The sequence below is a fragment of the Botrimarina mediterranea genome (assembly GCF_007753265.1).
Classification (GTDB): domain Bacteria; phylum Planctomycetota; class Planctomycetia; order Pirellulales; family Lacipirellulaceae; genus Botrimarina; species Botrimarina mediterranea.
Genome location: NZ_CP036349.1, coordinates 3,084,347 through 3,108,873, shown reverse-complemented (window position 1 = coordinate 3,108,873; position 24,527 = coordinate 3,084,347). Strand labels below are relative to the sequence as shown.

Genomic DNA, 24,527 nt, shown 5'->3' with positions numbered 1-24,527 from the left:
TCAGACGCGGTGTCGGTCCTGAGACGGTTAGGCCGGTCCGCGATCGTCACAGGTCCGACCGACATCGGGAAATACGGCCTCCGAACAAACCTGCGTCGGTCGTAAACGCGAATGGCACGTAGTTTTCCGCAAGCTCAGTGAGGAGTTGGAGTTTGGTCTCCCGCCTTGGGGCCATCATCCATTGGTAGCGTTTTAGGCGTCGCTTGACCTGCCTTGGCTCGAAGCGTCCTGCCCGGTCGCCGACGATTTAGGTCGCGATGTAGGCGAGCAGTCGTTCGTAGGCTTGGTCACGGAGTTGTGAACAGCAGGCGCCTAGTGGCTGAAAGGCTTCGAGCGTCTGCATCGCCCCCTTGAAGCTGATCGTCCGTGGCGGGAGGGCGTGCCGACTCGCCGCCTGAGCCATGACGGTGCGGATCAGGTTGTAGGCGAGCACGTGGGTCCAGATCTCCTTACGCACCAGTTCGGAGGTCTTGCAGCGCACCTCCATCTGCATGGTCGTCTTGACCGATCGCAGGTCCAGCTCGGCGTTCCATCGCACTCGGTAGAGCGCCGCAACTTCCTCCTTCGGGAACTCTTTCGGGTCCAGCAGCGTCGTCACGACGACGATCTCTTTATTTCGGAAGCCTGCCTGGCCGATGATCACGCGACACTCACGAACGGTGATCGAGTCGGGTAAGTCACGATGGGTTGGCCAATCGACCGAACGGATCGTTGTCGGCTTGGGCCATTGGACGATGTGATCACCCTTGCCAAGGCGTTTGCCCTTGCGGAAGTCGGCCTTCCGCATGACCTGCAGTTGCGACACAGCGTGGTCGCCACGTTTCTGAAGGTCCAGTAGCTCTCTCCAGGTGCAGTACAAACGATCGCTGAGCACCACGTCTCCTGGGCGGAAGAAGCCCATGAGCCTGCGGAACACGCTCAACTCGCCTTGCCCCTTGCCGGCGTAACGGCAGACGCCCAGGTCGAGAATCGTTCCGCTAGAGAGTCAGAAGATGGCCGCGATGCGGGCCATGGGAAAACCCAACCCCGGCCGCTGGCGATCATGCTGCGGGTAGGCGTCTTGATTGGCGGTCGTATCGGGCATCGACACGGTTGAGCCGTCGAAGAGATAAACGCGACGGCCTTTCCACAGCCATTCGGAGGACGCTTGGCGTCTAGCTCTCGGCCGACCAGGCACGCCATCGCGGAGAAGAATTTCTCTGGCAACCGCTTCCGCGCTTGGCAGTAAGCGCCGGTCTCGGCCGAGCACTCGCCCTCACCTTGAGCCAGCCGATGGGCGATCAAGCGGGAGACGGCCGAGCGGCAAGAATGGTCGGCGCCGAGCACTTGGCCGAGGAACACTCACAACGTCACTAACGGCGAGTAGATTCGCTCTTTTCCAAACGACGCCGGAAGACGCTAGCGCCTGCGAGACAATCTTCTTAGAAAGCACGTCTCCGAAGGGAAGGCCGCCGCCCTGCAAGAACTGCTACCGTAGAAAGCTGATCTGGCTCCGACAGCGACCATCGGTAAGACTTCGCATCGTTGGGCCTCCTTGCCTTGAACGGGTTGCGTGACAACTCCCATCTAGACAAGCGAGGCCCTTCTTCGTAGGTCACTTCACAGCAACGACTTGCGGAGAACTACGTGCCATTCGCTTCATCGTTCGACGCAGTTTGCGGGGCTCTCCCTGACGTCGCCCCAGTTTGGTTGTCGTCGCCAGGGTCGCGGCGGCGGGGGCTCAGGGGCCGGCCCCATGGCGTAGCTAGACGCCGCCGCCGGTTTGGGTCACCAGGGAGGGTCCAAGATGCCTATCGCCGCGCCCGCCTCGTCTGCTGCTCATGCCTAACCGATCTTGCCAGGGAGGACCCATCGACGCCGCTGCCGGCCCCCTACGTCCCCGTCCGTCGATAGCTCCGCCTGCCTCAGCACAAGCTGCGTCGCGTCCTCGGAGAGGTCGGGGGGATAGCCGTACTTGGCAAGCAGCCGCCGCACGTTGCGGCGGAGCGTCGCCCGGACGGCCTCGCGTTCGGTCCAGTCGAGCTTGGGCATCTTCTTGACCATCTCCGTTAACTCGCGCGCCATAAATCGAAGGTCGTCCGACTTCATTGCCTCGCGGGCCGAGCCGTTCTCGGCGAGGGCGTCGTAGAAGGCGACCTCCTCGGACGAGAGCCCCAGGTCCTGCCCCTCGGCCTTGGCGTCGCGAATCGTCACCGCCAGGTCGATCAGCTTGGCGATCATCTCCGCCGTATCGATCGCCCGGTTGGTGTACTTGGTGATCGCGTCCTCAAGAGCCTCGCGGAACTGGCGGCTGCGGACCAAGTTCGTGCGCTCGGTCGTGCGGATCTCGTCGGCCAGGAGTTTCTTGAGCGTCTCGAGGGCGAGGTTCTTTTGCTCGAGCGCCGAGATGCGCTTCAGGAAGTCGTCCGAGAGGATGTCGAGCCGGGCGTCCTCGAGCCCCGCGACGGCGAAGAGGTCGATCACCTCGTCGGCGTCTACCGCGCCCCCCACCACCTGCCGTACGGCCGCGTCGATGTCGCGCTGCTTCGAGCGGTCGCCGCCGCGGTCATCGCCGAGTCGCTTGCGGATCATCGCCGCGACTTGCTGGAAGAACCGCAGGTGATCGACGATCGCCTCCGCCTCCTCGCGCGGAACGACCAGCGCATAGGCGGTCGAGAGCTTCTTTAGCTCGCGCTGGTATCGCTTCCAGCCGTCGTCGGCGCCGAAGATATGGTCGATCACCCGCAGAGCGATCGGCAGGAACTGCGAACCCGGGTTGAGGGCCTCCTCGTAACGGCTACCATGCAGGAACTTTTGCAACGTCTCGAAGGCGTCCTTCATCACCGGCACGGCGCGGTCTTGAACCTTTTGGACGGCGTCGCCGGTGCCGCCTTCGCGGGTGTAGGTCTCGAGGGCGTCGGCCAACTGGTCCACAAGGCCGAGCATATCGACGATCAGACCGCCCGGCTTGTCGCCGAACACCCGGTTCACCCGCGCGATCGCTTGCATCAAGTTGTGGCCGGCGAGCGTCTTGTCGAGGTACATCGTATGGGCCGGCGGGCAGTCAAAACCCGTCAGCCACATATCGCAGACGATCGCCAACCGGAACTCGTCGGCCGGGTCCTTGAACCGCGCCGCCAGCGCCTTCCGCGCCGCCTTGGTGCGGCCGTGCTGCGCGAGGGGCGCCTCGTCGCTGGCCATCCCGGTGACGATCACCTTCATCGCGCCGAGCTTATCGTCGTCGTTGTGCCACTCGGGACGCAGCTCGCGGATCGCCTCGTAGAGCCGGGCGGCGATCGTGCGGCTCATCGTCACGAGCATCGCCTTGCCTTCCATCGCCGACCGGCGGGCCTCCCAGTGCTCGACGACGAATTTCGCCACGTCCTTGATACGGTCGGGCGCGCCGACTAATTGCTCGAGCCGCACCCGTACGGTGCTCGTCGGCCCGTCCGCGTCTTCGCCGTTGCGGTCCGCTTCGGCGAGGTCATCGACCAGCTTCTCGGCCGCGTCTGCCTCGGCGTCGTCGATCTTGAGCTTCACCAGCCGCGACTCGTAATAGAGCGGCTTGGTGGCGCCGTCGGCGACCGCTTGGCGGATGTCGTAAACGTCGGCGTACTCGCCGAAGACGTGGATCGTATTCTTGTCGTCCCGCTCGAGCGGCGTGCCGGTGAAGCCGACAAACGTCGCGTTGGGCAGTGCGTCGCGCATCCAACGGGCGCCCCCCTCGACGAACCCGTACTGGCTGCGGTGGGCCTCGTCCGCCATGACGACGATATTGGGCCGCTCGCTGATCGGGTCCTTCCGTTCGGTGAACTTGTGGACCGTCGTAAAGATCACGCCGCCGCTGGCGCGGTCCAGCAGCTCCGCCAAGTGATCGCGGCTCTCGGCTTGAACGGGCTCCTGCCTCAGCAGGTCGCGCCCCATTGCGAACGTGCTGAAGAGCTGGTCGTCGAGGTCGTTGCGGTCCGTTACGATGACAACGGTCGGGTTCGCCATCTCAGGTTGCCGCACCAGCGCCCCGGCGAGCATCAGCATCGACAGCGATTTTCCGGAGCCCTGCGTGTGCCAGACGACGCCGCCGCGGCCGTCGCCTTTACCGAGGTCTTTGTCGCCGAAAGAGTCATCAGCGGGTTCGCCCGGCGTCCGCTGGGCCGCCAGCACGCTCCGGCGGGCCTTCCGCACGGCGCGGAACTGGTGGTAGCCGGCGATCTTCTTGACGATGTCGCCGCGCTCGTCCTCCTCGAACGTGACGCAGCTCGTCAGGTAATCGAGCAGCCGATCGGGCGCGAGCAGCTCGCGGCACATCGCGTCGAGCGACGGCTCGCCCCCCGCCTCGGGCCGCCACGGCATGTAGCGCGAGGCGCTGGCCGTCAGCGAGCCGACCCGCGTCAGCAGCCCGTCCGAGGCGACGCACAACAGGTTGGCGGCGTAGAGGTCGGGGACCAACCGCTGGTACTTGCGGAGGCGGTCGTCGATCGCGCGGTCGAGCGTCGCGGCCGTGTCGGTCGGGTCCTTTAGTTCGACGACGCCGATCGGGAGGCCGTTGAGATAGACCACGAGGTCGGGGCGGACCCGCGTTGCCGAGGAAGAGGGGCCGCCCGTGCCGGCGATCGTCAGTTGCCGCACGACGAGCCAGTCGTTCGCCGCCGGGTTGTCGAAGTCCACGAGCTGCGCCCGGCCGCCGCGGCGCTCGCCCGACTTCGCGTCGGCGTACTCGACCTCGACGCCTCCCGTGAGCAGCCCATGCAGCCAGCGGTTGTTCTCGATGAGCGTCGGGTGGGGCGGAGCCGAAACGACGCGGGCGACGCCCTCGACATCGTCGGCGGGCAGCTGCGGGTTGAGCCGCCCGATGGCCGCCACGAGGCGCGGCCGCAACAGCCAGTCCGTCGGCTGCGTCCGGTCGCCCGCCTCGGATAGATCGACGCCCCGGGCGGCGGTGTAGCTGAGGCCGGCGAGGAGCAGTTCGGTAGCGTCTTCGACGGCGGATTCGTGCAACGCGGCGGCCTCTGCGGGGTGAGCTTCGAGAGCCCTTAGTTTAGTTCGGCGTCTGGCGGCAAAACGCTCTCGTCTTCATCAGAATCCTCGATTGCTGCCTGCTTGATTCCCCCAAAGCAGGGCAGAAGTTCGGTCACCTGAGTCTGCTCAGTCACCCAGTCCAATGCTCGAAGCTGTTGAAAGGGTCTTATCGGGCTGAAGTAAGGCTCCTGGCTTCCCAACCGTTTCATCAGAACCCGAATCAGCAGGTCGAGAAGGTGGGTGCAAACGTCGTAAACCTCTGTCGGCGTCCAATCTCCCGATCCAAAATCGAGGCCGCCTTCATGTAGAACGCAGCCCCGAATCTTGCTTAGGAAGTCTGACCACGACATCTGTCGCGAGGAATCGAGAGCGTGCAAGGCGGTGTAGTCTTCGAGCCCCAGCTTTTCGCAGACTGCTGCGACGATCAGGCCGAATGCGTTCTCCTTGCGGTCCGCGTTATCAACGCGACCTGCAATGCGTTCCAACGTCGCCCTGTCCGTTTGCCTTCCTTTTTTTCGTGAGAGACGGAAAATTGCCGTCCTGCATTTTCGCAATTCGTCCGCTACGAATTCGCGAGACTCTTGGGTAAGGCTGTCCCGCAGGACTTGGCTTGAGCAGCCGCATTCACGACCCAGAATCTCGAAAGCGCGAGCAAGGTTCGTGATTTTGTCATCTAACGTAAGGCCCGCACATCCGGCATCAGTCATATGCGAGATTAAAAGTCTGGTCGATCGACTCGAGATCTCCGTACGACTCAGTCCAAGGCTAAGGAAATAGGCCGCATCGGGCTTCTGGTCGTCATCCAAAACAGGATGAAAAGACTTCCACTTCGGCGCGATGCTCGGTGAATGCTCCCGCCTTGAGAGAAGCCCATTAGAGTCGCGATACTCGATCCATGGCGACCCTGTGTGATGGCCTGAGGCCAAGTCGAGAAGGTTAAGCAGGTCGTGACGGAAGCTGGATTCTTTGTCTGAAATGCTTGGATTGCGAGACAGGGACCCCCCCACCAGCATCGCAGTAATGCCCCGCGATATCGTTTCGGACGATAGTCTTTCTCGCACCTCCTTGTACTCAGGCAGTGCTTCGATGTAGCAGAACCCGTCATCGAGCGGAAAAGCGATGACGCGGTTCTTGCGATCTCGCTCGAAGCGAACTTCAGGGTTTGAAGGGTCCCCCGCAACTTCCGGTGTGGGATAGATGCGCAGGGGATGCTGACCAATAACTTTCGGTAGCTCGTGCCATCGGCCAAACGAAGCAAGTACCAAGTTGACCAGCGGCATCGCGAAGCAAGTCTCCTTGCTTGCCGTATTCGTCGAATACGTGTAGCTAGACGCCTCGAATCGCAAAGTGGCTGGGTGGTCCGGCGAGCCAAGGCGCTGAATGCACTGAGCACAACGAACTCGGCCCGATGCGACGAGAGTACCGCGATCGTCCTGGATGGTTACCGACTTCGCGCCTGCATGCCCGACTCGCTCGAACCATTGATACAAGCCGACTGCCTCAAAGAGTCCCTCGGCTTGCTCCCAGTCATACAAATCGAACTGGAGAATAGGCTCGCCGGTAGCATCATGCTCGAAGAACGCGGTCCCAGTTACCGCGATTGCACTGTCTCCAAAAGTGATGGTGGAAGGACCGGCGTACCGCACGGAAAGCTCGTACCAGCGATTCGGTTCACGCTCTTTGCTCCCGTCGGACATCTCACGCCGCCTCCTCGTCCGACGCGGCCTTCACCCGCACCTCGCCGCTCAGCAGTTTGGGCAGCAGGTAGTCCCGCAGCTCCGCAAGCTTTCGCGACTCGTCGCTCATCTGCTGTATACGGTCCATCATCGGAATCACTTGGTGCTCAAAGGCGCCAGATGCCGTGACGCTGGGATGGATCACGGGCGTCGCCATGAAGTCCTGCGGCTTCACGCGCTGGTGACTGTTCGAGGTTCCGGTTGCCGTCTGCGTTAACGCTTCAAGAAAACTCGTTTCGCCGACTTGGCAGTATATCCGTTCGCGGGACACTCCCGCCTTAGGCTGGAGGACAAGGAACTCTGTCGATGCGATTTGTCGGCGACCGACTGACTCGCCCGGCAACCAAATGCGGGGGATTCGCGGATTGAGCTTTGATATGAGCACGCAACCTGGCGGTACTATGAACTTGCTGCTCTTAATTCCGAACCCGGGTTCGGTGACCGGTCGTCGCGATGCGTCGAAGGCGGGGAGGCTGAAGTGATCGAACAGTTCGTCGGCATGACTCATTGGCGTGACTTGCTCTTTCGATAGATCACATAGCTCTCTAAGCGGTCCGACCCTCCATCCCTCCGGGATGGGCCCCAGCTCCGAGTCCACCAGCCGGGTCGGCAGCGAGTCGAAGACGGCGGGGGGCATGCCGGGGAAGGACTTGGCGCCGGCCGCCTTGGCGTGGACCGGCTCGAAATCCACGAACCACGCCCGGAAGATCGCCCGCGCCAACTTCTCCAATCCCGCCGCCGTCCGCCGGTTCTGCTCGATCTTATCGTCGAGCGCGCCGAGCACGCCCGCGATGGCGCGTTGTTCTTGAAGACGCGGGACAGCTAACGGCCGCGGATAAACAGCCGCTCGCGTTGTCGATGGGATTGGTGAGCCGTCGTCTATGCCGCCTAGATCGTGGTGCTTAATCGCATAGTAAAGCCACCTCATATCGAGATTTGATTTAGGTACGACGTAATAAGCAGTGTCAATAACGAAGAACGGGCCCTTTGAGTATTCAACACCCCGATAGGCGCCCTTACGGCCTAGTATCACTCCCGGCCCATTAGCAAGCGGCGAATCGGTCCAGCCGACCGGGCCGTTCGTCCCGTACACGCGCACCGCACCGCCACGCTCGGAATACCCTCGTAGCGCTTTGCCGTACTCTAAGGTGATTTCTTGTCCCCGTTTCGTCTCTCGCCATTCAGGAGACATTTTTTGGCCCCTTCGGCTTCGATGGACTCAACCAGTGTTTTTTCGCGTCCTCTCCACTCTTCGCTTTATCCCAGACTTCTTTGAGGCGGGCTCCATTTTCCACGACCCAGCCGCGAGCTACAGGCTCTTTCGACGGCGGGAGTGACCCAGCGATTACTTCTGCTCCGTCGATCGCAATCGAAGCCTCACTGCTTTGGTATTTGGCATGAATATGAGGGAGATGGTGATTTGTTTCTCGATAGCGGATGGCGTACTGGATGCCATCCTTCTTGTGCAGCGTGAATGAGGTGAAGAAATCCGTGCCAGCTGCGGCTTCAGAAGCGTCGTCCTCACGAGAGTCGGAACCCACGTCAGCAAGTTTCTCTCGAATCGCAGCTGACAGCGACTCTCCTATCTCAAAATGCTCTTCAATCTCCGCCACCAGCCGCGGGTACTTCTCCGCGAACGGCTCGCCGTCGTCCTCGACATCCTCGGCGCCGACGTAGCGGCCCGGCGTGAGGACGTGGCCGTGCTTCGCGATGTCGTCGATCGTCGCCGCCTTGCAGAAGCCGGGGCGGTCGGTGTACTTCCACTCGCCGTGCCCACCCTCTGAGATTGGGGTCTCGTCCCACCACTTCGGCGCCGGCTCGCCGCGCCACTGGCGGAATGCGTAGGCGATGCGGCCAATATCGGAGTCGGGCCCCGGGTCGTGCGATCCCTCGAACAGCTCGGCGTCCTCCGCGCCCGATAAGACGCGCAGCGTCCGCGTCTGCATCGCGCCGAGCTTGCGGGCGTCGATGAACAGCGTCTCGCCCTTACGGCCCTTGGCCGGTTCGGGCAGCCGTTGCGCAGGTTGCGGCCCGTCTTGTCGCGTGTCAGGAACCAGAGGCAGACCGGGATGCCGGTCGTGTAGAAGAGCTGTGCGGGAAGGGCGACGATGCAATCGACGAGGTCGGCCTCGACGATGCTGCGGCGGATGTCCCCCTCGCCCCCCGAGTTGCTCGATAGCGAGCCGTTCGCCATCACGAACCCGGCGACGCCCCCGCCTTTCCCGTTAGGGACCGCCAGGTGGTGGACGAAGTGCTGGATCCACGCGTAGTTGGCGTTGCCCACGGGCGGGGCGCCGTACTTCCAGCGGACATCGTCGCGCAAGAGCTGGCCCGACCAGTCGCTGACGTTGAACGGCGGGTTGGCGAGCAGGTAGTCGCACCGCAGGTCGGGGTGCAGGTTGGCGAGGAACGTGTCGGCCGGCTTCTCGCCGAGGTTCGCCTCAATGCCGCGCAGCGCGACGTTCATATGGGCGAGGCGCCACGTCGTCGGGTTCGACTCTTGGCCGAAGATCGAGATGTCGGTGCGGCGGCCGCCGTGGGCCTCGACGAAGCGCTCACTCTGGACGAACATGCCGCCCGACCCACAGCACGGGTCGTAGACGCGGCCCTCGTACGGCTCGAGCATCTCGACGAGCACGCGCACCACGCAGCGGGGCGTGTAGAACTCGCCGCCGAGCTTGCCTTCGGCTTGGGCGAACTTGCCGAGGAAATACTCGTAGACGCGGCCGAGCGTGTCGCGGGCCTTGTCGCGGCCCCCCTTGAAGCCGATGTCGGCGACGAGGTCCACGAGCGACTTGAGCTTGATCGGCTCGATGCCGCGCCGGGCGTAGTCGCGCGGCAGCTTGTTCTTCAGCGAGGGGTTGTCGGCCTCGACGGCGAGCACGGCGTCGTCGATCAGCGTGGCGATCTTTGGGCTCGTGGCCTGCGCTTGCAGCTCCTCCCAACGGGCCGCCTTGGGGACCCAGAAGACATTCTCCGCGGCGTACTCGTCGCGGCTTTCGAGAAGCGCAGCGTGCTGCGCCTCGGGGATGCCGTCGGCGGTGAGCTCGGCCGCCAGCTCGTCACGCCGCGCGGCGAAGGCGTCGCTGATGTACTTGAGGAACAAAAGGCCGAGCACGACGTGCTTGTACTCGGCCGCATCGACCTGCCCCCGGAGCGTATCGGCCGCCTTCCAGAGCTTGTCGGCGTAGTCGAGGTCGGTCGGCGCCGCGGGGGCCGCCTCAGCAGCCTTGTCCTTCCGGGTGGTCTTCTTCTTCGCCATCGAGTCGGGTCGGTCCGAGGAGAGGGGCGTCGTGCCGGGCCCGATGATAACGGCAAACGCACGCAGTTGGCAGCAGGGAGCGGCGCCCCTATCCGGTCGGCTTCAGCAGCGGCGCCATGTACGCGACGGCGCGGCGCTCGGCTTCGTCCGGGTTCGCGACCAGAAGCCGCTGGGCTTCGGCTGGCGACATGCCGGCCTGTTGCAGGATGTCGAGCTGCTTGGGGCGGTCCCAACCTCGCCACTGCGCGGTGGCGTACTTCTTGCGGTCGTACTCGTCGCCCTCGCTCCAGAGTCGCAGCGCGGTCTTGGTGGGCGCGTCGAGCTCGGGCCACCCCGTGTCGGCTGCCTGACCAGGACGAAGCGAGTTGAGCCGGTGGTAGAGCACGCCTTCGGGACTGTCCCACCGGTCGCGGTGCTCCTCCCAGTAGCGGCGATGTGGCAGCCAGTCATCGATCGTGCAGCCGGCAGAGATCGCGGCGTGCACGGCAGGCAAAGCCTGCCGCACCCCCAACCTCAAAAGAACTTCGACCTCCTCCTCCCAGCCTCCGGCAGGGGGAGGAGGGGATTCTTCAATGGGTAATGAAGAGGTTAATCCTTTATTAGCTGTCGCATTCTGCGACTCACCTTGTTGCAGATTGCGATGAGGTGAATCGCAATGTGCGACCCACCCTGTCGCATCCTGCGACTCACCGCTTTGTACAGACGCCCCCGCCAACTCTTCCACGACATCCCAGCAGACGATCCAGCGATTCGCCGTGCGACCGCCGTGCGAGTACTGTGGCTCGATGATGAGCAATCCGAGTTCCTGGGCCAGCTTCGACGCCCGGTGGACCGTCGACCGATCGACGCCAACCCTCTCGCTCATCCACTGGGCGATAGTGCTGACGTAAGCCTCGCAGGGCCCATCTTTCGAGAAAATCGCGATGGCCTTTAGCAGGTTGACCACGGTCGCCCAAGCACGACGCCCGATTGGTGTGTCGAGGCTCTGCGGATCGATCGCCTCGAGCAGCTTGAACAGCTTGCCCTTTAGTTGTTTGCCACCAATTTCTCCCGGGTCCGAACGGCGATTCGATTTCTTGTCGAGTGTGTTACAATTCTGAAGCACTTGATTCTCCGCCCTGCCGAAGCGCGCCAACGCTCGGCGGGGCCCTTTCATTTGGGGCGTACCGCCGGCGGCGAGGTCTTGGCTGGGGGCTAGATACCGGCGGCGTCGAGTTCCGCAATGGCGGACCGAATCGACTGCTCGCGGTCTCGAGAGAGATTGCTTGGAGGGTCGATCAACCCGTCCCCGGCGGCCGTAGACGCGGCGATGAATTCACGGAGCCAGCGTGGCGTCGTGTACCGCCGGCCGCCGACGAGGCAGGTCTTCAACCGCACGCCACGAATGCCCCGCAGCCGCCAGCGATGGAGAGTCGAAAGATGGGGCCGTCCGGGGAGAGTCTTGGCCGCTTCAGCTAGGGAGAGGTGCTCGTCATCGGGGGACGGCTTCTCGGTCGATTCGGATCGCATCGTTTCCTCGCAGCAAGGGGTGAATTGCTTCAACCCTCGCAAGGTGACGCATCTGATTGGCAAAAATGCAGAACGCTGAGCGTTCTGCCAAAAAAAATAGACGGGTCAGCGTTTTACGCGGAGATCGGCGACGTACTTCCAGGTGTAGTCAACCGGCCGATCAATTCCTGGTAAGGTCCCTGTACGAAGCTGCGCCGCAACAGCCTCCGCCGCCTTCTTTTTTGAGCACTTCGATCGCTTGGCCCGTGCGTCACGGGCATCGATAATTAGGCGTTTCTCTTCTTGTGTCGTAGCTGCCGTATTCGCACCACCTTTGCGACGAGTCTCTTTCAGCCGCCGACCATCAAGTGTGGCTTTTTCAAACGGTCGCACACGTAGCTTGCAGAAAAGGTAGCCGAGTTGGCTTGCAGCATAAGCCACGTCATTAATCTGTTTAGCCTCAATTGCCTTCCGTAGCCGTGCAATGACCTCTAAAGCTTGGGCCGCATCCTGCGCGATGGGTGGCGCCCAGTGAGGAACAATCTTTCCAAAATCCTTCAACTCAGATTCAACGTACTCCTTCAGGAAGTCTGGGACTTCCGACGAACTCTTGGTCATTTCTTGCAAGCAGAATGACGCTGCATCTACGCCGAACTGCTCGACAATCTCTTTCGCGGCAATTTCAACCGGCTCAATTATGTCGCGATCCAGGTTCGGGGTGAACGTTTCTACCGTGTACTCCTCGCCGGCTCTTTCCTTTTCCAATTGAAGTACACACAGGTGCATCCGCTCAAGCATTTGCAGCTCTCGCGCTTTTCCCGTGTAGTCGCGAAATATGCCAGAATCTTCGATGCTGTTTCGTCCGACTTCCGCCAACCGTAGCCGCAGTTCGTCGGGTTTGAGATCTCGGATATCTCTCGGCTCTTTTGAATTCACCCGATCCTCCTTGCCACTTCAGCGCCCTTTGCCAAGTCCCGCTCGGCGTAAACTTGCGTCACGTCCGCCCCGGCGTGGCCGAGCGCAATCTGTGCCGCCTCCAGCCCAAACTCGCGACGGATCGCCGTCGCCGCTGCATGCCGCAACTGGTTAGGGGTCCAGCGGTGCTTAGAGTTCCAAGCGAGACGCGACTCGTCGTCGGCGCCGTCTGGGGCCGGCCACGTAAGCTCGCAGCCGCGGGCGATGGCGCGGGCGTAGCTGGTCGTCGTGTACTTGTCGCCGACCGTCCGCGCCGGCTTGCGGCGGCGATTGGTCCCCGGACGATTGCCGTACGAGAGCGGCGTCTTGCGTTCGGCATGGAGGTCGGCGCGGCGTCGCGCCTCCGACTCGGCCGGCGAGAAGCAATAGGCGGTCGCCTCACGCAAGAGGTATGGCCGTAAAACCTCCTGCGCCTGCGGCCCGAGGAAGACGACCCGCTCGCGGCCGCGGTGCTGTGTCTTGTGTGTGGCAGGCCGGTAGTGCCAGATGTCGCCAGAGCGGTCCACGTCGCACGGCCGCACGAGGCAGACCTCGCCCGGCCGCATGCCGGTGAAGCGCTGTAAACGAATCATTGCCGCGACGACCGGCGAGACATTGGGGAGCGTCGCTTCGACGGCCGCGTCCTCGACAGGCCGGATCGGCTCAGGTTCTCGCGCCTTGGTCTTCCCAGCGCGCAGACCGTCCACTGTGGCGAGGGCCTGCGAGACGGCCGCTGGGATCAACTGCTCCGACGCTGCCCACCTGAAAGCGCGGCGGATACGTCCGACGCTAGTGTTAACGGTCGATCGGGCAAATCCCGCCTCGACCATCTTTTCGCGGACGACTTTGAGAGCGAGCGGCCCGAACTGGTCGGCGGGCTGGTCAGCGTAGAGGGTGCGGACGAACCGCAGGGCCACGCGAATCGCCCACAACTCGCTCCCCAGCTTGCCGTTCGGCGTGGGGTAGTAGCCTTTGGCGTATCGCCAGTAGGCGGCAAGAACTTCGACGACCTTGGGCACGGCGTCGGCCGTGGAAGCTCCAGTTCGGCCGCGGGCAAGCCATTCGGAGATGAGCCGGTCATACTCCCGACGGCTCGTGACGGAGCGGTGGGGGCCGAGGTAGTAATCGATTCCGGCAATCGTCACGACAGCTTGCCCCGAGGCCCGGTTTTTACGGTACTTGGGGAGCGACTTAGTGAGGGCGGGCATCTCAGCGGGTCTCCTACGAGGCGCAAAACGGTAGGTACCGTTTTGGCTATCGAGAAAACGCCGCACTGCCGACCGCCGGCAGGTATCGCAAGTCGCTATTCGGCAAGGACTTATGGAAAGTGGAGCTGACAGGAATCGAACCTGCGACATCCTGCTTGCAAAACCGAACCGGACAATCTCCGGAGACTGCCCGTGCTTACGGAAGTTGGCCGAAGATAAGAGCTTAGATCGCATTTGTCTACGCTCCCGTTAGCTGCGTTTGGCGTCCGAAAACACTAAAACGGGAGTAGTCACTACTCCCGTTTTGGCGCTGCTTGTTCGACTCGATGAGGCACCACCTTTTTTGACGGTCGACGCTCTCGCGCGGTGATGAATCGCAGCGCGACAATCGCGGGCGATGACCGACGACAACATAGCTAACGAAGTCCGTCGCCGCCTCGCCGAACCTGGCGCCACGCATCGCTCAGTCGCCGCGGCCCTTGGGGTTTCACGAACTACCGTCGGCCGGATCGCGCATGGCGAGTGGCGTCGACGCTTCCCGCTGACTAAACGCCGACCCGACGATCCGACGCCCACAGAGATCCGCGAGCGAGCTCGGGAGATCCGCCTTCGCGGCGGCGGCGAGCTGGTCCTGCCAGAGATCGCTAGGCGGCGGCACCTCGCTGAGGACTCAGCCGCTAACCGCTCCTACATCGAGCAGAGATACTACGAGACCGCGCCGTTCGCCTCTATCGGAGATCAACGGCGGATCTGAACTAATACCGTGACAGGATGCCTATGTTCAAACACAGCGGCTTGCGGGGTGCATTGGATTTTGCGAGTCGAGGCGAGTGCATGAATGACAGAAGCAGCCCGGAGAGTTTCGGACCGGCACGGTTTGCGTCACTCTCGCTGCACCCCGAAGAGACGCAAGCTTCAGGGGATTTGGCCAAGCTGTGTTTCGACGAGCGCTGCGGCAGTAAGAAAACGCCCACTGAAGACCTACGTTTGAATCAGCAAGGTGCATGGCGCAATCTGCCGACCTAGCTTGACCCCTTGGTAGGCAAAAGAAGAAGATGTGATCGGCGGTACGGACACGCCAGTTGGAGCTATTGCTCCAGCGCATCAGAGTACACGTCTACCAATACGCAAAGGCCGCCCTTCCCGCTGCATATCTCACCGGACGAGGAGGCTTAAATCCAGGCCGCATCACACTGAAGTCCCGAACTACGTCGGCGCTCGAGTCAAAAACAGAGGTCGGGTAATCGCAACATGGATCGTATCGCCAACCAAAGGTAAAAAGACCGTGCATCATACGCATTTGCTGGAGAAACTACGATGAGTTTGCCGCCATCTCTCCTTGGCGCGATTGCAGCAAGGGAAGGTAGACGAGTTGTATTGGTCGTCGGCGCAGGCTGTTCATTTGAAGAGCCCACAAAACTGCCATTGGCTGGAAAGTGCTCAGAAGAGGCGCACCGAAGGCTTGTTGCTGATCAATTACTCGCGAATGCGCGGAGCCATGGGATCTGTCTGCTCTGGCAGATCTGGTGAAAGCAAAGCATGATGGCAAACAGCAAGAGCTCGTTGCACGGTTGCCCGTCACTGAATTCAAAAATGCGTCACCCAATGAGGGACACAAGATCGCCGCAGCGCTAATGGTGGAAGGTGCGATCTGGAACGTGATAACTCTAAATTTCGATCTTGCTCTGAGCCACGCTCTATCAGCTATTGGCGCTAAAAACCAAGTGTGTGTGATAAATGGACCCGAGCAACACCACCAGCTTGGTCGCTCTAACATCATCTATCTGCATCGAAGTATCGATGCAGACCCCGAAGCTCTCATTCTAACGACGGACGCCCTGGAAACGGCGTGGAGGGACAAGTGGGAAGCGTGGGTTGCAACGTGGGCACTGGCTGCTCCGGTTACGGTTTTCGCTGGTCTGGGTTCTTCGTGCGGCGTCTTACGACATACAGCAGAGAAGTTGCGGAGCGCTTTGGGAAATAATGTTCAGCTCCTCTTGGCGAATCCTGGAGAACACTCTAAGTCGAATTTCGCGACTGAAATGCAAATCGATAAAACGAACTACGTGCAACTTGGCTGGATCGCCTTCATGCGCGTTCTTGGGAATCGGTTTCACCTTGAGGTCGTCCAGAGGATTGTGGAGGAATGCGAAGCACTTAGTCAACGCGAAGGATGGGTAGATCCTGACACAGGCCGACTGATTGAGGACGTCGGCGAGCTCGCCAAGAGACTATCCAGTATGGACATCCTTACCTTTGGAAAACTCCGTGCGGCGTGGTTGCTCGAATCGCGAGCCTACCCAAAGTTGGAAGATAGCCACTGTATTGCGATCGCTGATCTGTTGCTCGCGGTGGCATACGTCTCTCGATCTTGCAACCGCGGCTTCCGCTTCGATGAAGATGGGCACGTTATTTTCACGGGAACGGATATTCCAGAGTCGAGAATAAGGCTCGTCGATGGCAGTTCAAGAAACTACCGATGGCTTACTATTGAGAGTGAATTGCGTCTAGAAGATCAGCATCGACGGTTTGGACGAGAAGGCGCCCGACACGTACTTGCGTGCGGCGTGACTGGTAGACGGCCGGAAAGCGCTACACCGCCAGAATCAATCGTTGATGAAGTCGATGCCAGCATGAGCATAGTCGATGGAGATTCCGCGTTCTCGTTTTGGGGAGTCGACGATATCCGTATAGAACCGCAAGCTTCAGAGGCACTATTGTCATGACTGAGAAAGCCGGGATGACGCTAACAGACATGCTATCTACAGCTAGAGAGGTCTTGCTAACGAATGGATTCTCCGAAGCTTCGAGTTACCGACTCTGCGGAATTGACGCATCCAATCAAGGGCTCTATGAGGACTCGTATAGCCTAGTCGCAATCGTCGTGTTTGAAGCGTGGTCTGACCTGCTTCGAGAATGGACCGGTGCCCAAGCTGCTTTCGTTGATTTGATCTCAGAGCATATCGAACGAAATGAGAGTAAGACTTGGGACTGTTATCTTTTGCTTTGGACGCCGGGGCTATTTCCGCGTGATAAGTCGGACGAGCATCAGGCTATACGATACGATACGGGCAGGGTGCGCAAGTTGATCGCATCTGGCGCGGAGTTGCAAGAACTTGGGGATGTGTCAACTGCCCTACTACCGCTTCTCCCAATCACAGAGCGATCAGATACTACAGCGGAGGACAGCGTTCTCGACCGAGTGCCTGCGCTTCTCGAGTCTAACGAGCTGCCTCAGTCGGTGATCCGCGCCGTGGTTAATGCATTCCACAAGCGAGAGTCTCTCATTGAGGCACTTCACAATTTTGGAAAAGTACAATGAGGCTCAAGAGTATTGACGTCTCCGGCTTTCGAGGCTTCGCGACGAGGAAGTCGTTTGACTTAAGCGCCGACGCGATCGTAGTCGTTGGATCTAACGGACTTGGAAAGACATCGCTTCTCGACGCAATCCATTGGGGAATGTGCGGTAAGCTAGGACGCATCGACGGCGGAGATGACAAGCTCGTCTCTATGTACTCGCCAACCGGCCAAGCACGCGTGGCACTAACCCTTGCTGATAGAGACCAGGAAATCACTATTACCCGAGTCTTTGACGGCTATACGCAATCCCTGCAGGCATCAATCGGTGGGAAGCACTTCAAGGAGACATCAGCAAGAGCGAGAATTCTGGAGTTGCTTTGGCCAGAAGCTGCGTCTGCCAAGGATGGTGATGAATCGCTTTCCGCTGCGCTGACACGGTCTGTCTACTTGCAGCAAGACCGTTTGCGTGACTTCCTGGATAATGCGACGGACCAAGAGCGGTTCAACGTGATCAGTGAGTTGGTTGGAGCGGGCCGTCTTACGGAACTTCAATCGGAGCTTGAGTCAGAAAGCAGGAGCTGGTCTCGCGCTACGACGCAATTGAGCAAAGATTTGGCTCCTCTCGTTAATAGAGTAGAAGCCCTGCAAACCCAGTTAGCGTCATTGAGGAAATCGGCGGCAGTTGGCTCTGAGTTTCAGGAGTCACAGTGGAATAATTGGTGGGAGACTTGTAGAAGTTGCGGCGTATCTGTCCCCGACGTGCCGACGCCGACATCGGCCGATGCAGCATCGACACTGGATAAAGCGCTAAGAGATATTCGCGCGATGCGCGATAGTAGTCGGCGACGTCGTTCACTGATCGAATCAGCAATACAATTTGAGCTACTTGAGCCGCCGAAGCCACTAGAGTCAATTGAAAAATTGGAAGGCGAAGCAGCCGAATCCACACTAAAGACCGCTTCAGCAGCGGCAGCCTTGAAGGCCGCTCAGGGACGCGCCGCGGCTACTCGAAAAAGACAAGTTGAGGCGCACGAAGCAAGGGAGCAGCATCGAGCATTGGCGCAATTGGCCATTGCGCTTTTAGACTCATCGTGTCCGGTATGCCAACAGAGCTACGACGTCGAGGCAACTCGTCTAAGGTTAAAGGGGATTATCGAGTTCGGGGCTGAAACGGCGACGAATACGGAAGTTGCTGAGAGCATTGAGGAGTATGCGAAAGCAGAAAAGGATGCTGTGGAAGCGGAAGCGGAAGTTCGAAAGAAGCTTGCTGACGCCGAACGTCTTCAGAAGCAACACGCCCAATGGGATCTCGAGCGTAATGAGAGATTTTCAGAGCTGGAGATTTCCGCTAATCAAGTTTCGGTCAAGGCACTTGAGGCAATGCTGAACGAATGCGATTCCCAAGAAGGACGATTGAGAAATCTAACGACGGAAGGCGAAGCTTTATCACTAAATATAGCTCGTGAAGCGGCAAATGCCCGCATAAGTTCGACCGAAGCTGATTTGAGAAAGGCAGAGGTTGAGTCCGCCATCCATCAGTTGGAGATGGTGAAGCGAGAAAGGACCTCCGTGACAACAAAGCTATTGATTGAACAGCTTCGAGACGCAAGATCGACTGTTGCGATCGACAAGCTGTCCGAGATTGAGCCATTACTACAGCGAATATTTTCACGAATTGATCCGCATCCGACTTTTCGGGTCGTTAGCTTTGCTACAGATGTGATACGCGGAAAGGGGCGACTGGACGCTGAGATCCGCGATAGCGCAGAAGGCAAGTCCTCCAGGACACCGGCGGCGATCTTCTCTAGCTCACAGTTGAACGCCCTAGCAGTATCTGTCTTTCTGTCCTTCAATTTGGCGTTGCCACACCTTCCGATTCAGGCGGCTCTACTTGATGACCCGATCCAGAGTTTGGACGAAATTAACCTTCTTGGACTGGTTGATCTTTTGCGACGTACAAAGGAAAAGAGACAAATCGTTGTTTCAACCCACGATGGCAAGTTCGGGCGGCTTCTGGCGCGCAAGCTGCGCCCTGCGAACGCAGACCAAAGAACCTCCGTCATTGAGCTTCGCGGTTGGAATAGAACCGGGCCCGAAGTGATTCAGTATCCTGTCGAAGCTGACAGAACGCCACTGCGGCTAGCGGTGGTGTCCTAATGTCGAAAGCTGCTCTTTGCAGATTTGTTTAACGCATTACAACGGATTTTAGTGAGTTGTAGGTTTGCGGTGATTCCTATCGTGATTGAGCGGAATCGCCGACAAGCTCCGAGCGCGTCGCCGCGTCTGCACCGTAGGGGCAGATGGCCACGCCACGTAGGGTCCATTTCCTGACGATCGCGCAGGGGCCTGCAACGCGAAGGCCATTCACGGATGCAAGTCGCCCGCGTTGGATCTCATCAATTAAGGGTTTCGAATCGGTAACGATCGACGCCTCGAGCGGAACCCCTTTGCTTAGTTGGGTCGCGACCTGGCGGGCAAGGTTATCTTTGCCTCCCGAAAATACGAGCATTCCGTACAGCCACAACCCGACTCCGTCCGCGATTTTGTGGCTATCGAAGTAGCCGATCGATTCGCTGTGGATCCACTCGATTACGTGATTCGCCTTCCGCGCGAGCGTCATACCGCCGAAGTCGTGATAGACCGTCCCGCCAAGGTAGCAATCGTTGTAGGCGGGGCCAGTGGAACGCGCGAAAATGCGAACAGGTTCCTGGTCCTGTGAGGTGGCCACGAAGTGCCGAGGATTGCGAGTGAAAGCCACCGCCGATGGACCGGTCTTAGGATCGCGTAGTCGTTGCTTGGCAATCGTACCTAGCCCCGCGCATGAAAGCCGGAAGGGGCTCGTTGATCGGGCACGCGTCGGCGCGGTAGCGAATCTAAACGGTCTGGGCTGGTTCATGGCTCCCCTCAAGGTCGGGCCGATCAGCGCCGGCCATGCCAGATAGCATCTACGCATGACGTCACAAGCGGGACCGCTAGCAATTCATCAATAGATTCCGCGGGTCGTCGGTCTCCTCCTACACCACAGCGGGTCGCTCAGTCACGTCGGCACTGGCGGCTGATATTTAGATGATTGGGTTTACGGCGGGCGCGAAGGAAAGGGACCATAAGGCGCCGTGTCTTCCGTTGGGCCCTCCCCTCGCGCGGTCAGAAAGTAGTACCTATCGCATGCCGGCCGGGGGCCGGCGCCGCTGGGCGGCGGCCACCCGCCCGGCCAGTCGCGCCCCGACTCGAGGCTCGGCCTGAGGCGCTGCGGCCGCCTCGGCCGCCAGGCCCGTCACGCTCGAGAAGTGCTCGTCGGTCGGCCGGAGGTAGTGGCGCCGCAACTCCTTCGGGCCCGTGTTCTGCCAGGTGCAGACGACGTGCTCGGGAATGCCAGCATCGATCAGGTCGTTCGCTCGGCTGCCCCGCAGCGAGTGCCAGAGACTTCGCCAGGGGACCACAGCGGCCCGCTTACAGGCCCGCTCGAGGGCGTTCCGCCAGGCGGTGGCCGAGACCCCCCTCCGCTCCCAAGCGACGTACCGCGTCCCCGTGGGGGCCTTCTCGACGGCGTCCTCGAGGTAGGGGGCGAGGGTCGGATCGATCGGGATCTCGCGCCAGCGCTTGTGCTCGTGACGCTGGTTCTTGGGGCTGAATGCTAGCAGCCGCCGTTCGGGCAGGTTGATCCAGTCGAGCTCGAGGGCCTCGACCTCGCTCGGATGCCGCAGGCCGGCGAACCTAGTGAGCGCGACCCGCAGCGCTAGCGCGGGTTCGCATTGCCTAAGAACACGTTCGACGACTTCGCGCGGAATGTACTGCTGGGCGTCCGCGCCGGGCGCCTCACGAGCAAGCCCTTCGAAGGGGTTCCGCCTAGCGACTTCCTTGCTGACGGCGCGGCGGAAGAAACCGCTGACGGTCTTGAGTTGCTTCCCCGTCGTGCTCGCAGCGAGCTGCGTCCCGCGCCCATCGCGGCGGCCGTTCTGGCGGAGCCACCCCGCGTAGTCCGACGCGTCGCCTGGCGTGACGGCGTGAATCGATCGACCACGCCCGAAGTATTCGAAAAGGTTGACCGCAGCGTCGTGCAGCTTCTGCATCGTGCTCGGTTGCACGCCCGAACCGATCGCGCTGCGAAGGCAGTCGTCGACCAGGTCCTCGATCGAGACGATCGTCGCCGCTTCGGCGAGCCCCTTCGCGGCGAGCTTCTCACGCCAGGTGGGCTTGAGCTCGGCGAGCCAGGTGGACGTCTTGCGGTCGAGTGGTTCGCCAAACTCGGCGTGCTGAATCAACCGCTCGCAATTGATCGCGAAGTCCTGAGCCCAGCGCTTCGGACACTTACCCAGGTACAACGTCCGCCGTTCGCCCTCGCTGTCGTACCACTGGAGCGACGGCCCTTTGTCGGCGGCTTTTGGAAAGACGAGAGAGGCCATCGGAGATCTCCTACTGGTCGTTGTGGCGTTGACGCATGGGACCGCTCAACCAACGGTCGAGCTGAGGCCGGGTGTATCGCGGGCGGTTGCCGACCATCCGGTGCGGGAGGGTCACAAGCGTCCCGCTCGCGCTCTTCATGCCGACCTTTCGCCAACGCGCCACACTTTGGCGACTGACCCGGAGATACTTGGCCGCTTCAACCTCCGTCATCAGACGATCAGGTTCGTCGCGACCTGGCAAAGGCGGCGCATCGGCGCCGGATCCGTAAACCTCGTCGAGGCGGATCCTGGCCTCGAGGGCGTCGATCTCGACGGAGATCTCCGCTCTCAGCCGCCGCAGCTCGAGGTACTTACCGCGGAGATCCGCGACGCTAGTCGGCTGCGCGTTCTCGCGGAGCGGCCGCAGAAACTTTTCACGCAACGCTGCGGCGTTCGTTGGTGGTGTCAGTTCGCAGCTCATCGTGGTTTCCGGTAGTGGTCGCAATCAACGCTCCACGCCCAGCGCCGCTCATTGCGACGACGCCGGACGTGGCGCGGGAGGGATTACAGTTTGCCGGCGACGTAGCGGTCGGCGACGGCGCGGACGTACCGCTCGGCATGGGCGGCCCCTTCCGATTCCTTCTTCAGCCGCTGCGGCAGGTTGCGGCGGATCTCCTCGAGAGCGTTCGCGGCCCGCGCGAGCTCTCGCGCCTCGGGATGATTCATCGCAACGAACTGCTCGGAGTTGAAGCCGGCCCGATTGATATCGAACCCGAGGTCGGCGAGTGAGCCGAGGACCTCATCGCGTTTCGCCGTCGCCTTTAATCTGGCGATCGGCGCTTCTTGCTCGATCTCATAGCTGTAGCGATTGACGAGCTCGACTTTCTGTGACCAGAGCCGCGCGAGGCGTTGAACATCGTTGAGGGTGTTGTCGGCGCGATCGCCTACGGCCTTGCGGAGCTGCGTCGCGTCGGGCGCCGTCGCCAGATTGCCGAGCGCGTCGTCGATCGACCGGCAACAGGCGGAGTGGCTAGCGTTCGCCTGGTTCAACTCCTCGTTGAACTTGGCGGCGTCGCTCTGGAGCTCATGCGAGACGAAGCCGGAATCGAAGTGCAGTGGCAAGAATTGAACGACGTCCTTGCGGGTTAGCTGCTCGGAAGGGATTTCTAAGAAGCGGTCCATGATAGATCTCGAGGGAAGGAACGGGCCTCGGGCCCGTAGTGAAAGAACCAGCCTTGATGATGGGCGCCGATCGATAACGCGCGGGCTAGTTGCTCGAGGGCGAGCCGCGCGGACAGTTGGTGACCAGGTCATCGCAGCCGAGGCCGTCGGCGATCGCCGTCAGTGAGGCCACGCCGAAGGGATTGCGCCGCGCTTCGTTGCGGATGAATGGCTCGTCGATCGACCCGATCAGCTTCTCGAGCTCGTGTCGGGGTAACGCTCTAGCTGCCGCCTCGAGCTTCGCGAGTTTGCCTTGCTCGACGCGTCGCGCGGCGTGCTTTGAACTTCGATGTTCACGCAGGCGAATCGATTCGCGGTCCGCGTCGCGGCGGCGATTGTCGGCCTTAATGCGTTCGCAAGCGACGACGTGGTCGTCGTCCGGTTGGGGCCAGCCCTCACGCGGGTCCTGGCCTCGTCGCCAGTGCGTCATTCGGTGGAACAGCGCGCCGGGCTTCCAAGCCGGGGGTTGTGGCTCGAGGCCTTCGCGGTACGCGTCGATGATCGCCATCGCGTCACCAGGCGTTCCGCCGGCCGAGCGGATCGCGGCGGCAGCATCGGCGGCGCAGCCGACTCCCTCTGCTTCGATTTCTTCAACCACCCTCCCCCATCCCGTCGCCTCGTCGTTGGTTGCAACAACGGAGGGGGAAGGAGGAGGTTGATAACTGGTTGAAGACTGGTTGTTCCTATTAAGGGATGCCGCTTCATGCGGTAGACCCCCCGCATCGTGCGGCATACCCCCCCGCTTTATGCGGTAGTCCCCTACCGCTTCATGCGGTAGACCCCGCCCGCTTCGTGCGGCAGACCCTACCCGTTCGCCGGCCAGGCAGCGCACGGCTCGCGGGACCTCGTCGAGGGGCGTCGGCGCTTCGTCGAGGCGCTCGTCGATGGTCGCCGGATCGACGCTCTTAGCGAGAGCAGCGACGCGGTCCCATTGCACTCGCCAGGCGTTCGACTCGCGGCCCTGCCTACCGACTCGAGCCTCTACAACTAACAGGCCGAGCTGCTTCGCGAGCTTTGCCGCGCGCTGGACCGTGTCGACGCTGACGCCGGCGCCATCACGCATCCGGCCGGCGAGTGTCTGTGTATACGCGCGGCATTCGCCACGGCCCGAGCAGAACTCGATTTGCTTGAGCAGCTCGACGACCGGCGCCCAGCGTCGCCTGCCAAGCGACGGCTCCAATGACGCCGGGTCGATCGCGTCCAAAAGCGCGAACCGCTGCGAGCGCTTGTAGGGGAACTCTCTTTGCGTGTTGCTCGTCACGCGGTCCCCCGCTTGTAACAGGCGAGCTCCGCGACGCGGTCCCAATCGATTGCCCAAACGTCGAGGCCGTCGGCCGCTCCGTAGTGCAGCGACACAATGCCCAGCGCGAGCGCCGCCGAGAGGCCCTGGACGACTTCACCCGATCGAAAGCCGCTTTCGATTAAGTGGTCGACCAGGTCCGCGGTCCGGGCGCGGCAGATCTCGCCATCGCCGCGTAGTGCGAGCAGGGTCACCCAGGCGCGGGCCGATGGCCAATCATCGGCGGTAACTTGCGGCGCGACGGCCGCGCCATCGATCGCATACAGCAAGCGCTGACGCTTGGCGCGGATCGGATCGGGCCCGGCGCTGCGTACGATTGTGGGCGTGGTCATCGCGGCGCCCTCCCCGCCAGTTTGCGGATCTGGTCGCGAGAGGCGGCGACGATCGTCTCGGCCACCCGGTCGGCGAGTGACGTCTCGTGCTCGGTGAGCTCACGGCGCTGGCGAAGCCGGAAGCCGAGAGCGATATCGCGGGCGAGCAGCAGCTCGTCGAGCGTTTGCATCGCCGCGCCGAAGGGGCGGAGCTCGGTCCAGCCGGTAAGGCCGCGTTGGCGGGCAAGCGTGCGGACCGTGCCGACGATGGGCTCGATCGGGCCGCTCGGTTGTGTATAGTTCATCCCTGCGATTGGATGACGGGACTGCCGACCACTTGCGGCGCCAGTGACGTGGCGCCGGTCGGCGG

At 61.4% G+C, this 24,527-nt stretch carries 22 protein-coding genes; 5 read left to right on the top strand and 17 right to left on the bottom strand.

Annotated features, from left to right (window positions below; all coding sequences use genetic code 11):
* Nucleotides 1-247: 247 nt before the first annotated feature.
* The 10 genes from Spa11_RS12165 to Spa11_RS12125 all read right to left on the bottom strand — a co-directional run bounded on the left by Spa11_RS12165 (nt 248) and on the right by Spa11_RS12125 (nt 13,643).
* The gene (locus Spa11_RS12165; RefSeq protein ID WP_145112589.1) at nt 248-916 is read right to left on the bottom strand and encodes a transposase; all 669 of its coding nucleotides are present in this window, start codon (nt 914-916) and stop codon (nt 248-250) included.
* A 908-nt stretch (nt 917-1,824) separates the two neighbouring features.
* A complete protein-coding gene (locus Spa11_RS12160; RefSeq protein WP_145112587.1) occupies nt 1,825-4,974 on the bottom strand; it encodes a type I restriction endonuclease subunit R in 3,150 nt (1,049 codons plus the stop codon).
* Nucleotides 4,975-5,009: 35 nt separating this feature from the next.
* Complete coding sequence (locus Spa11_RS12155) at nt 5,010-6,692, bottom strand: hypothetical protein (RefSeq protein WP_145112585.1); 1,683 nt, start codon at nt 6,690-6,692, stop codon at nt 5,010-5,012.
* Nucleotide 6,693: 1 nt separating this feature from the next.
* Nucleotides 6,694-7,824: a restriction endonuclease subunit S gene (locus Spa11_RS12150; protein WP_197529339.1), complete on the bottom strand. Its 1,131-nt coding sequence runs from the start codon at nt 7,822-7,824 to the stop codon at nt 6,694-6,696.
* An 88-nt stretch (nt 7,825-7,912) separates the two neighbouring features.
* Entirely contained in the window at nt 7,913-8,344 is a 432-nt protein-coding gene (locus Spa11_RS23280) for a DUF4160 domain-containing protein (RefSeq protein WP_231932912.1), read from the bottom strand.
* Nucleotides 8,314-9,993, bottom strand: a complete 1,680-nt coding sequence (locus tag Spa11_RS12145; protein ID WP_231932910.1) for a type I restriction-modification system subunit M — start codon at nt 9,991-9,993, stop codon at nt 8,314-8,316. Before Spa11_RS12145 ends, Spa11_RS23280 begins: the two co-directional genes overlap by 31 nt.
* Nucleotides 9,994-10,081: 88 nt before the next feature.
* On the bottom strand, nt 10,082-11,098 hold the full coding sequence (locus tag Spa11_RS12140; protein ID WP_145112581.1) for a hypothetical protein: 1,017 nt from the start codon (nt 11,096-11,098) through the stop codon (nt 10,082-10,084).
* Nucleotides 11,099-11,187: 89 nt separating this feature from the next.
* Nucleotides 11,188-11,502, bottom strand: coding sequence for a DUF1580 domain-containing protein (locus Spa11_RS12135; RefSeq protein WP_145112579.1), 315 nt, complete (start codon nt 11,500-11,502; stop codon nt 11,188-11,190).
* Nucleotides 11,503-11,607: 105 nt separating this feature from the next.
* On the bottom strand, nt 11,608-12,417 hold the full coding sequence (locus tag Spa11_RS12130; protein WP_145112577.1) for a hypothetical protein: 810 nt from the start codon (nt 12,415-12,417) through the stop codon (nt 11,608-11,610).
* Nucleotides 12,414-13,643: a tyrosine-type recombinase/integrase gene (locus Spa11_RS12125; protein WP_145112575.1), complete on the bottom strand. Its 1,230-nt coding sequence runs from the start codon at nt 13,641-13,643 to the stop codon at nt 12,414-12,416. Before Spa11_RS12125 ends, Spa11_RS12130 begins: the two co-directional genes overlap by 4 nt.
* A gap of 397 nt (nt 13,644-14,040) precedes the next feature.
* Here Spa11_RS12125 and Spa11_RS12120 point away from each other — a divergent pair, with 397 nt between their 5' ends.
* The 5 genes from Spa11_RS12120 to Spa11_RS12100 all read left to right on the top strand — a co-directional run bounded on the left by Spa11_RS12120 (nt 14,041) and on the right by Spa11_RS12100 (nt 19,100).
* Nucleotides 14,041-14,397 carry a hypothetical protein gene (locus Spa11_RS12120; protein ID WP_145112573.1) on the top strand — a complete coding sequence of 119 codons (357 nt, stop codon included), beginning with the start codon at nt 14,041-14,043 and terminating at the stop codon, nt 14,395-14,397.
* Between the two features lie 17 nt (nt 14,398-14,414).
* Nucleotides 14,415-14,669 carry a hypothetical protein gene (locus tag Spa11_RS12115; protein ID WP_145112571.1) on the top strand — a complete coding sequence of 85 codons (255 nt, stop codon included), beginning with the start codon at nt 14,415-14,417 and terminating at the stop codon, nt 14,667-14,669.
* A 500-nt stretch (nt 14,670-15,169) separates the two neighbouring features.
* Complete coding sequence (locus Spa11_RS12110; protein WP_145112569.1) at nt 15,170-16,369, top strand: SIR2 family protein; 1,200 nt, start codon at nt 15,170-15,172, stop codon at nt 16,367-16,369.
* Nucleotides 16,366-16,965 (top strand): hypothetical protein, encoded by a 600-nt coding sequence (locus Spa11_RS12105; RefSeq protein WP_145112567.1) that lies wholly within the window; start codon nt 16,366-16,368, stop codon nt 16,963-16,965. Before Spa11_RS12110 ends, Spa11_RS12105 begins: the two co-directional genes overlap by 4 nt.
* Nucleotides 16,962-19,100: an AAA family ATPase gene (locus Spa11_RS12100; protein ID WP_145112565.1), complete on the top strand. Its 2,139-nt coding sequence runs from the start codon at nt 16,962-16,964 to the stop codon at nt 19,098-19,100. The genes Spa11_RS12105 and Spa11_RS12100 overlap by 4 nt, the downstream gene beginning before the upstream one ends.
* Nucleotides 19,101-19,176: 76 nt before the next feature.
* On the opposite strand, the gene Spa11_RS12095 is transcribed toward Spa11_RS12100, so the two are convergent.
* The 7 genes from Spa11_RS12095 to Spa11_RS12065 all read right to left on the bottom strand — a co-directional run bounded on the left by Spa11_RS12095 (nt 19,177) and on the right by Spa11_RS12065 (nt 24,462).
* On the bottom strand, nt 19,177-19,671 hold the full coding sequence (locus tag Spa11_RS12095; RefSeq protein WP_145112563.1) for a hypothetical protein: 495 nt from the start codon (nt 19,669-19,671) through the stop codon (nt 19,177-19,179).
* A gap of 430 nt (nt 19,672-20,101) precedes the next feature.
* Nucleotides 20,102-21,346 (bottom strand): tyrosine-type recombinase/integrase, encoded by a 1,245-nt coding sequence (locus tag Spa11_RS12090; RefSeq protein WP_145112561.1) that lies wholly within the window; start codon nt 21,344-21,346, stop codon nt 20,102-20,104.
* Nucleotides 21,347-21,356: 10 nt separating this feature from the next.
* Nucleotides 21,357-21,806, bottom strand: a complete 450-nt coding sequence (locus Spa11_RS12085; protein WP_145112559.1) for a helix-turn-helix domain-containing protein — start codon at nt 21,804-21,806, stop codon at nt 21,357-21,359.
* A gap of 83 nt (nt 21,807-21,889) precedes the next feature.
* Entirely contained in the window at nt 21,890-22,507 is a 618-nt protein-coding gene (locus Spa11_RS12080; protein WP_145112557.1) for a hypothetical protein, read from the bottom strand.
* A gap of 85 nt (nt 22,508-22,592) precedes the next feature.
* Entirely contained in the window at nt 22,593-23,807 is a 1,215-nt protein-coding gene (locus Spa11_RS12075; protein WP_145112555.1) for a hypothetical protein, read from the bottom strand.
* The gene (locus Spa11_RS12070) at nt 23,804-24,178 is read right to left on the bottom strand and encodes a hypothetical protein (protein ID WP_145112552.1); all 375 of its coding nucleotides are present in this window, start codon (nt 24,176-24,178) and stop codon (nt 23,804-23,806) included. The genes Spa11_RS12075 and Spa11_RS12070 overlap by 4 nt, the downstream gene beginning before the upstream one ends.
* Nucleotides 24,175-24,462 (bottom strand): hypothetical protein, encoded by a 288-nt coding sequence (locus Spa11_RS12065; RefSeq protein WP_145112550.1) that lies wholly within the window; start codon nt 24,460-24,462, stop codon nt 24,175-24,177. The genes Spa11_RS12070 and Spa11_RS12065 overlap by 4 nt, the downstream gene beginning before the upstream one ends.
* Between the last annotated feature and the right edge of the window lie 65 nt (nt 24,463-24,527).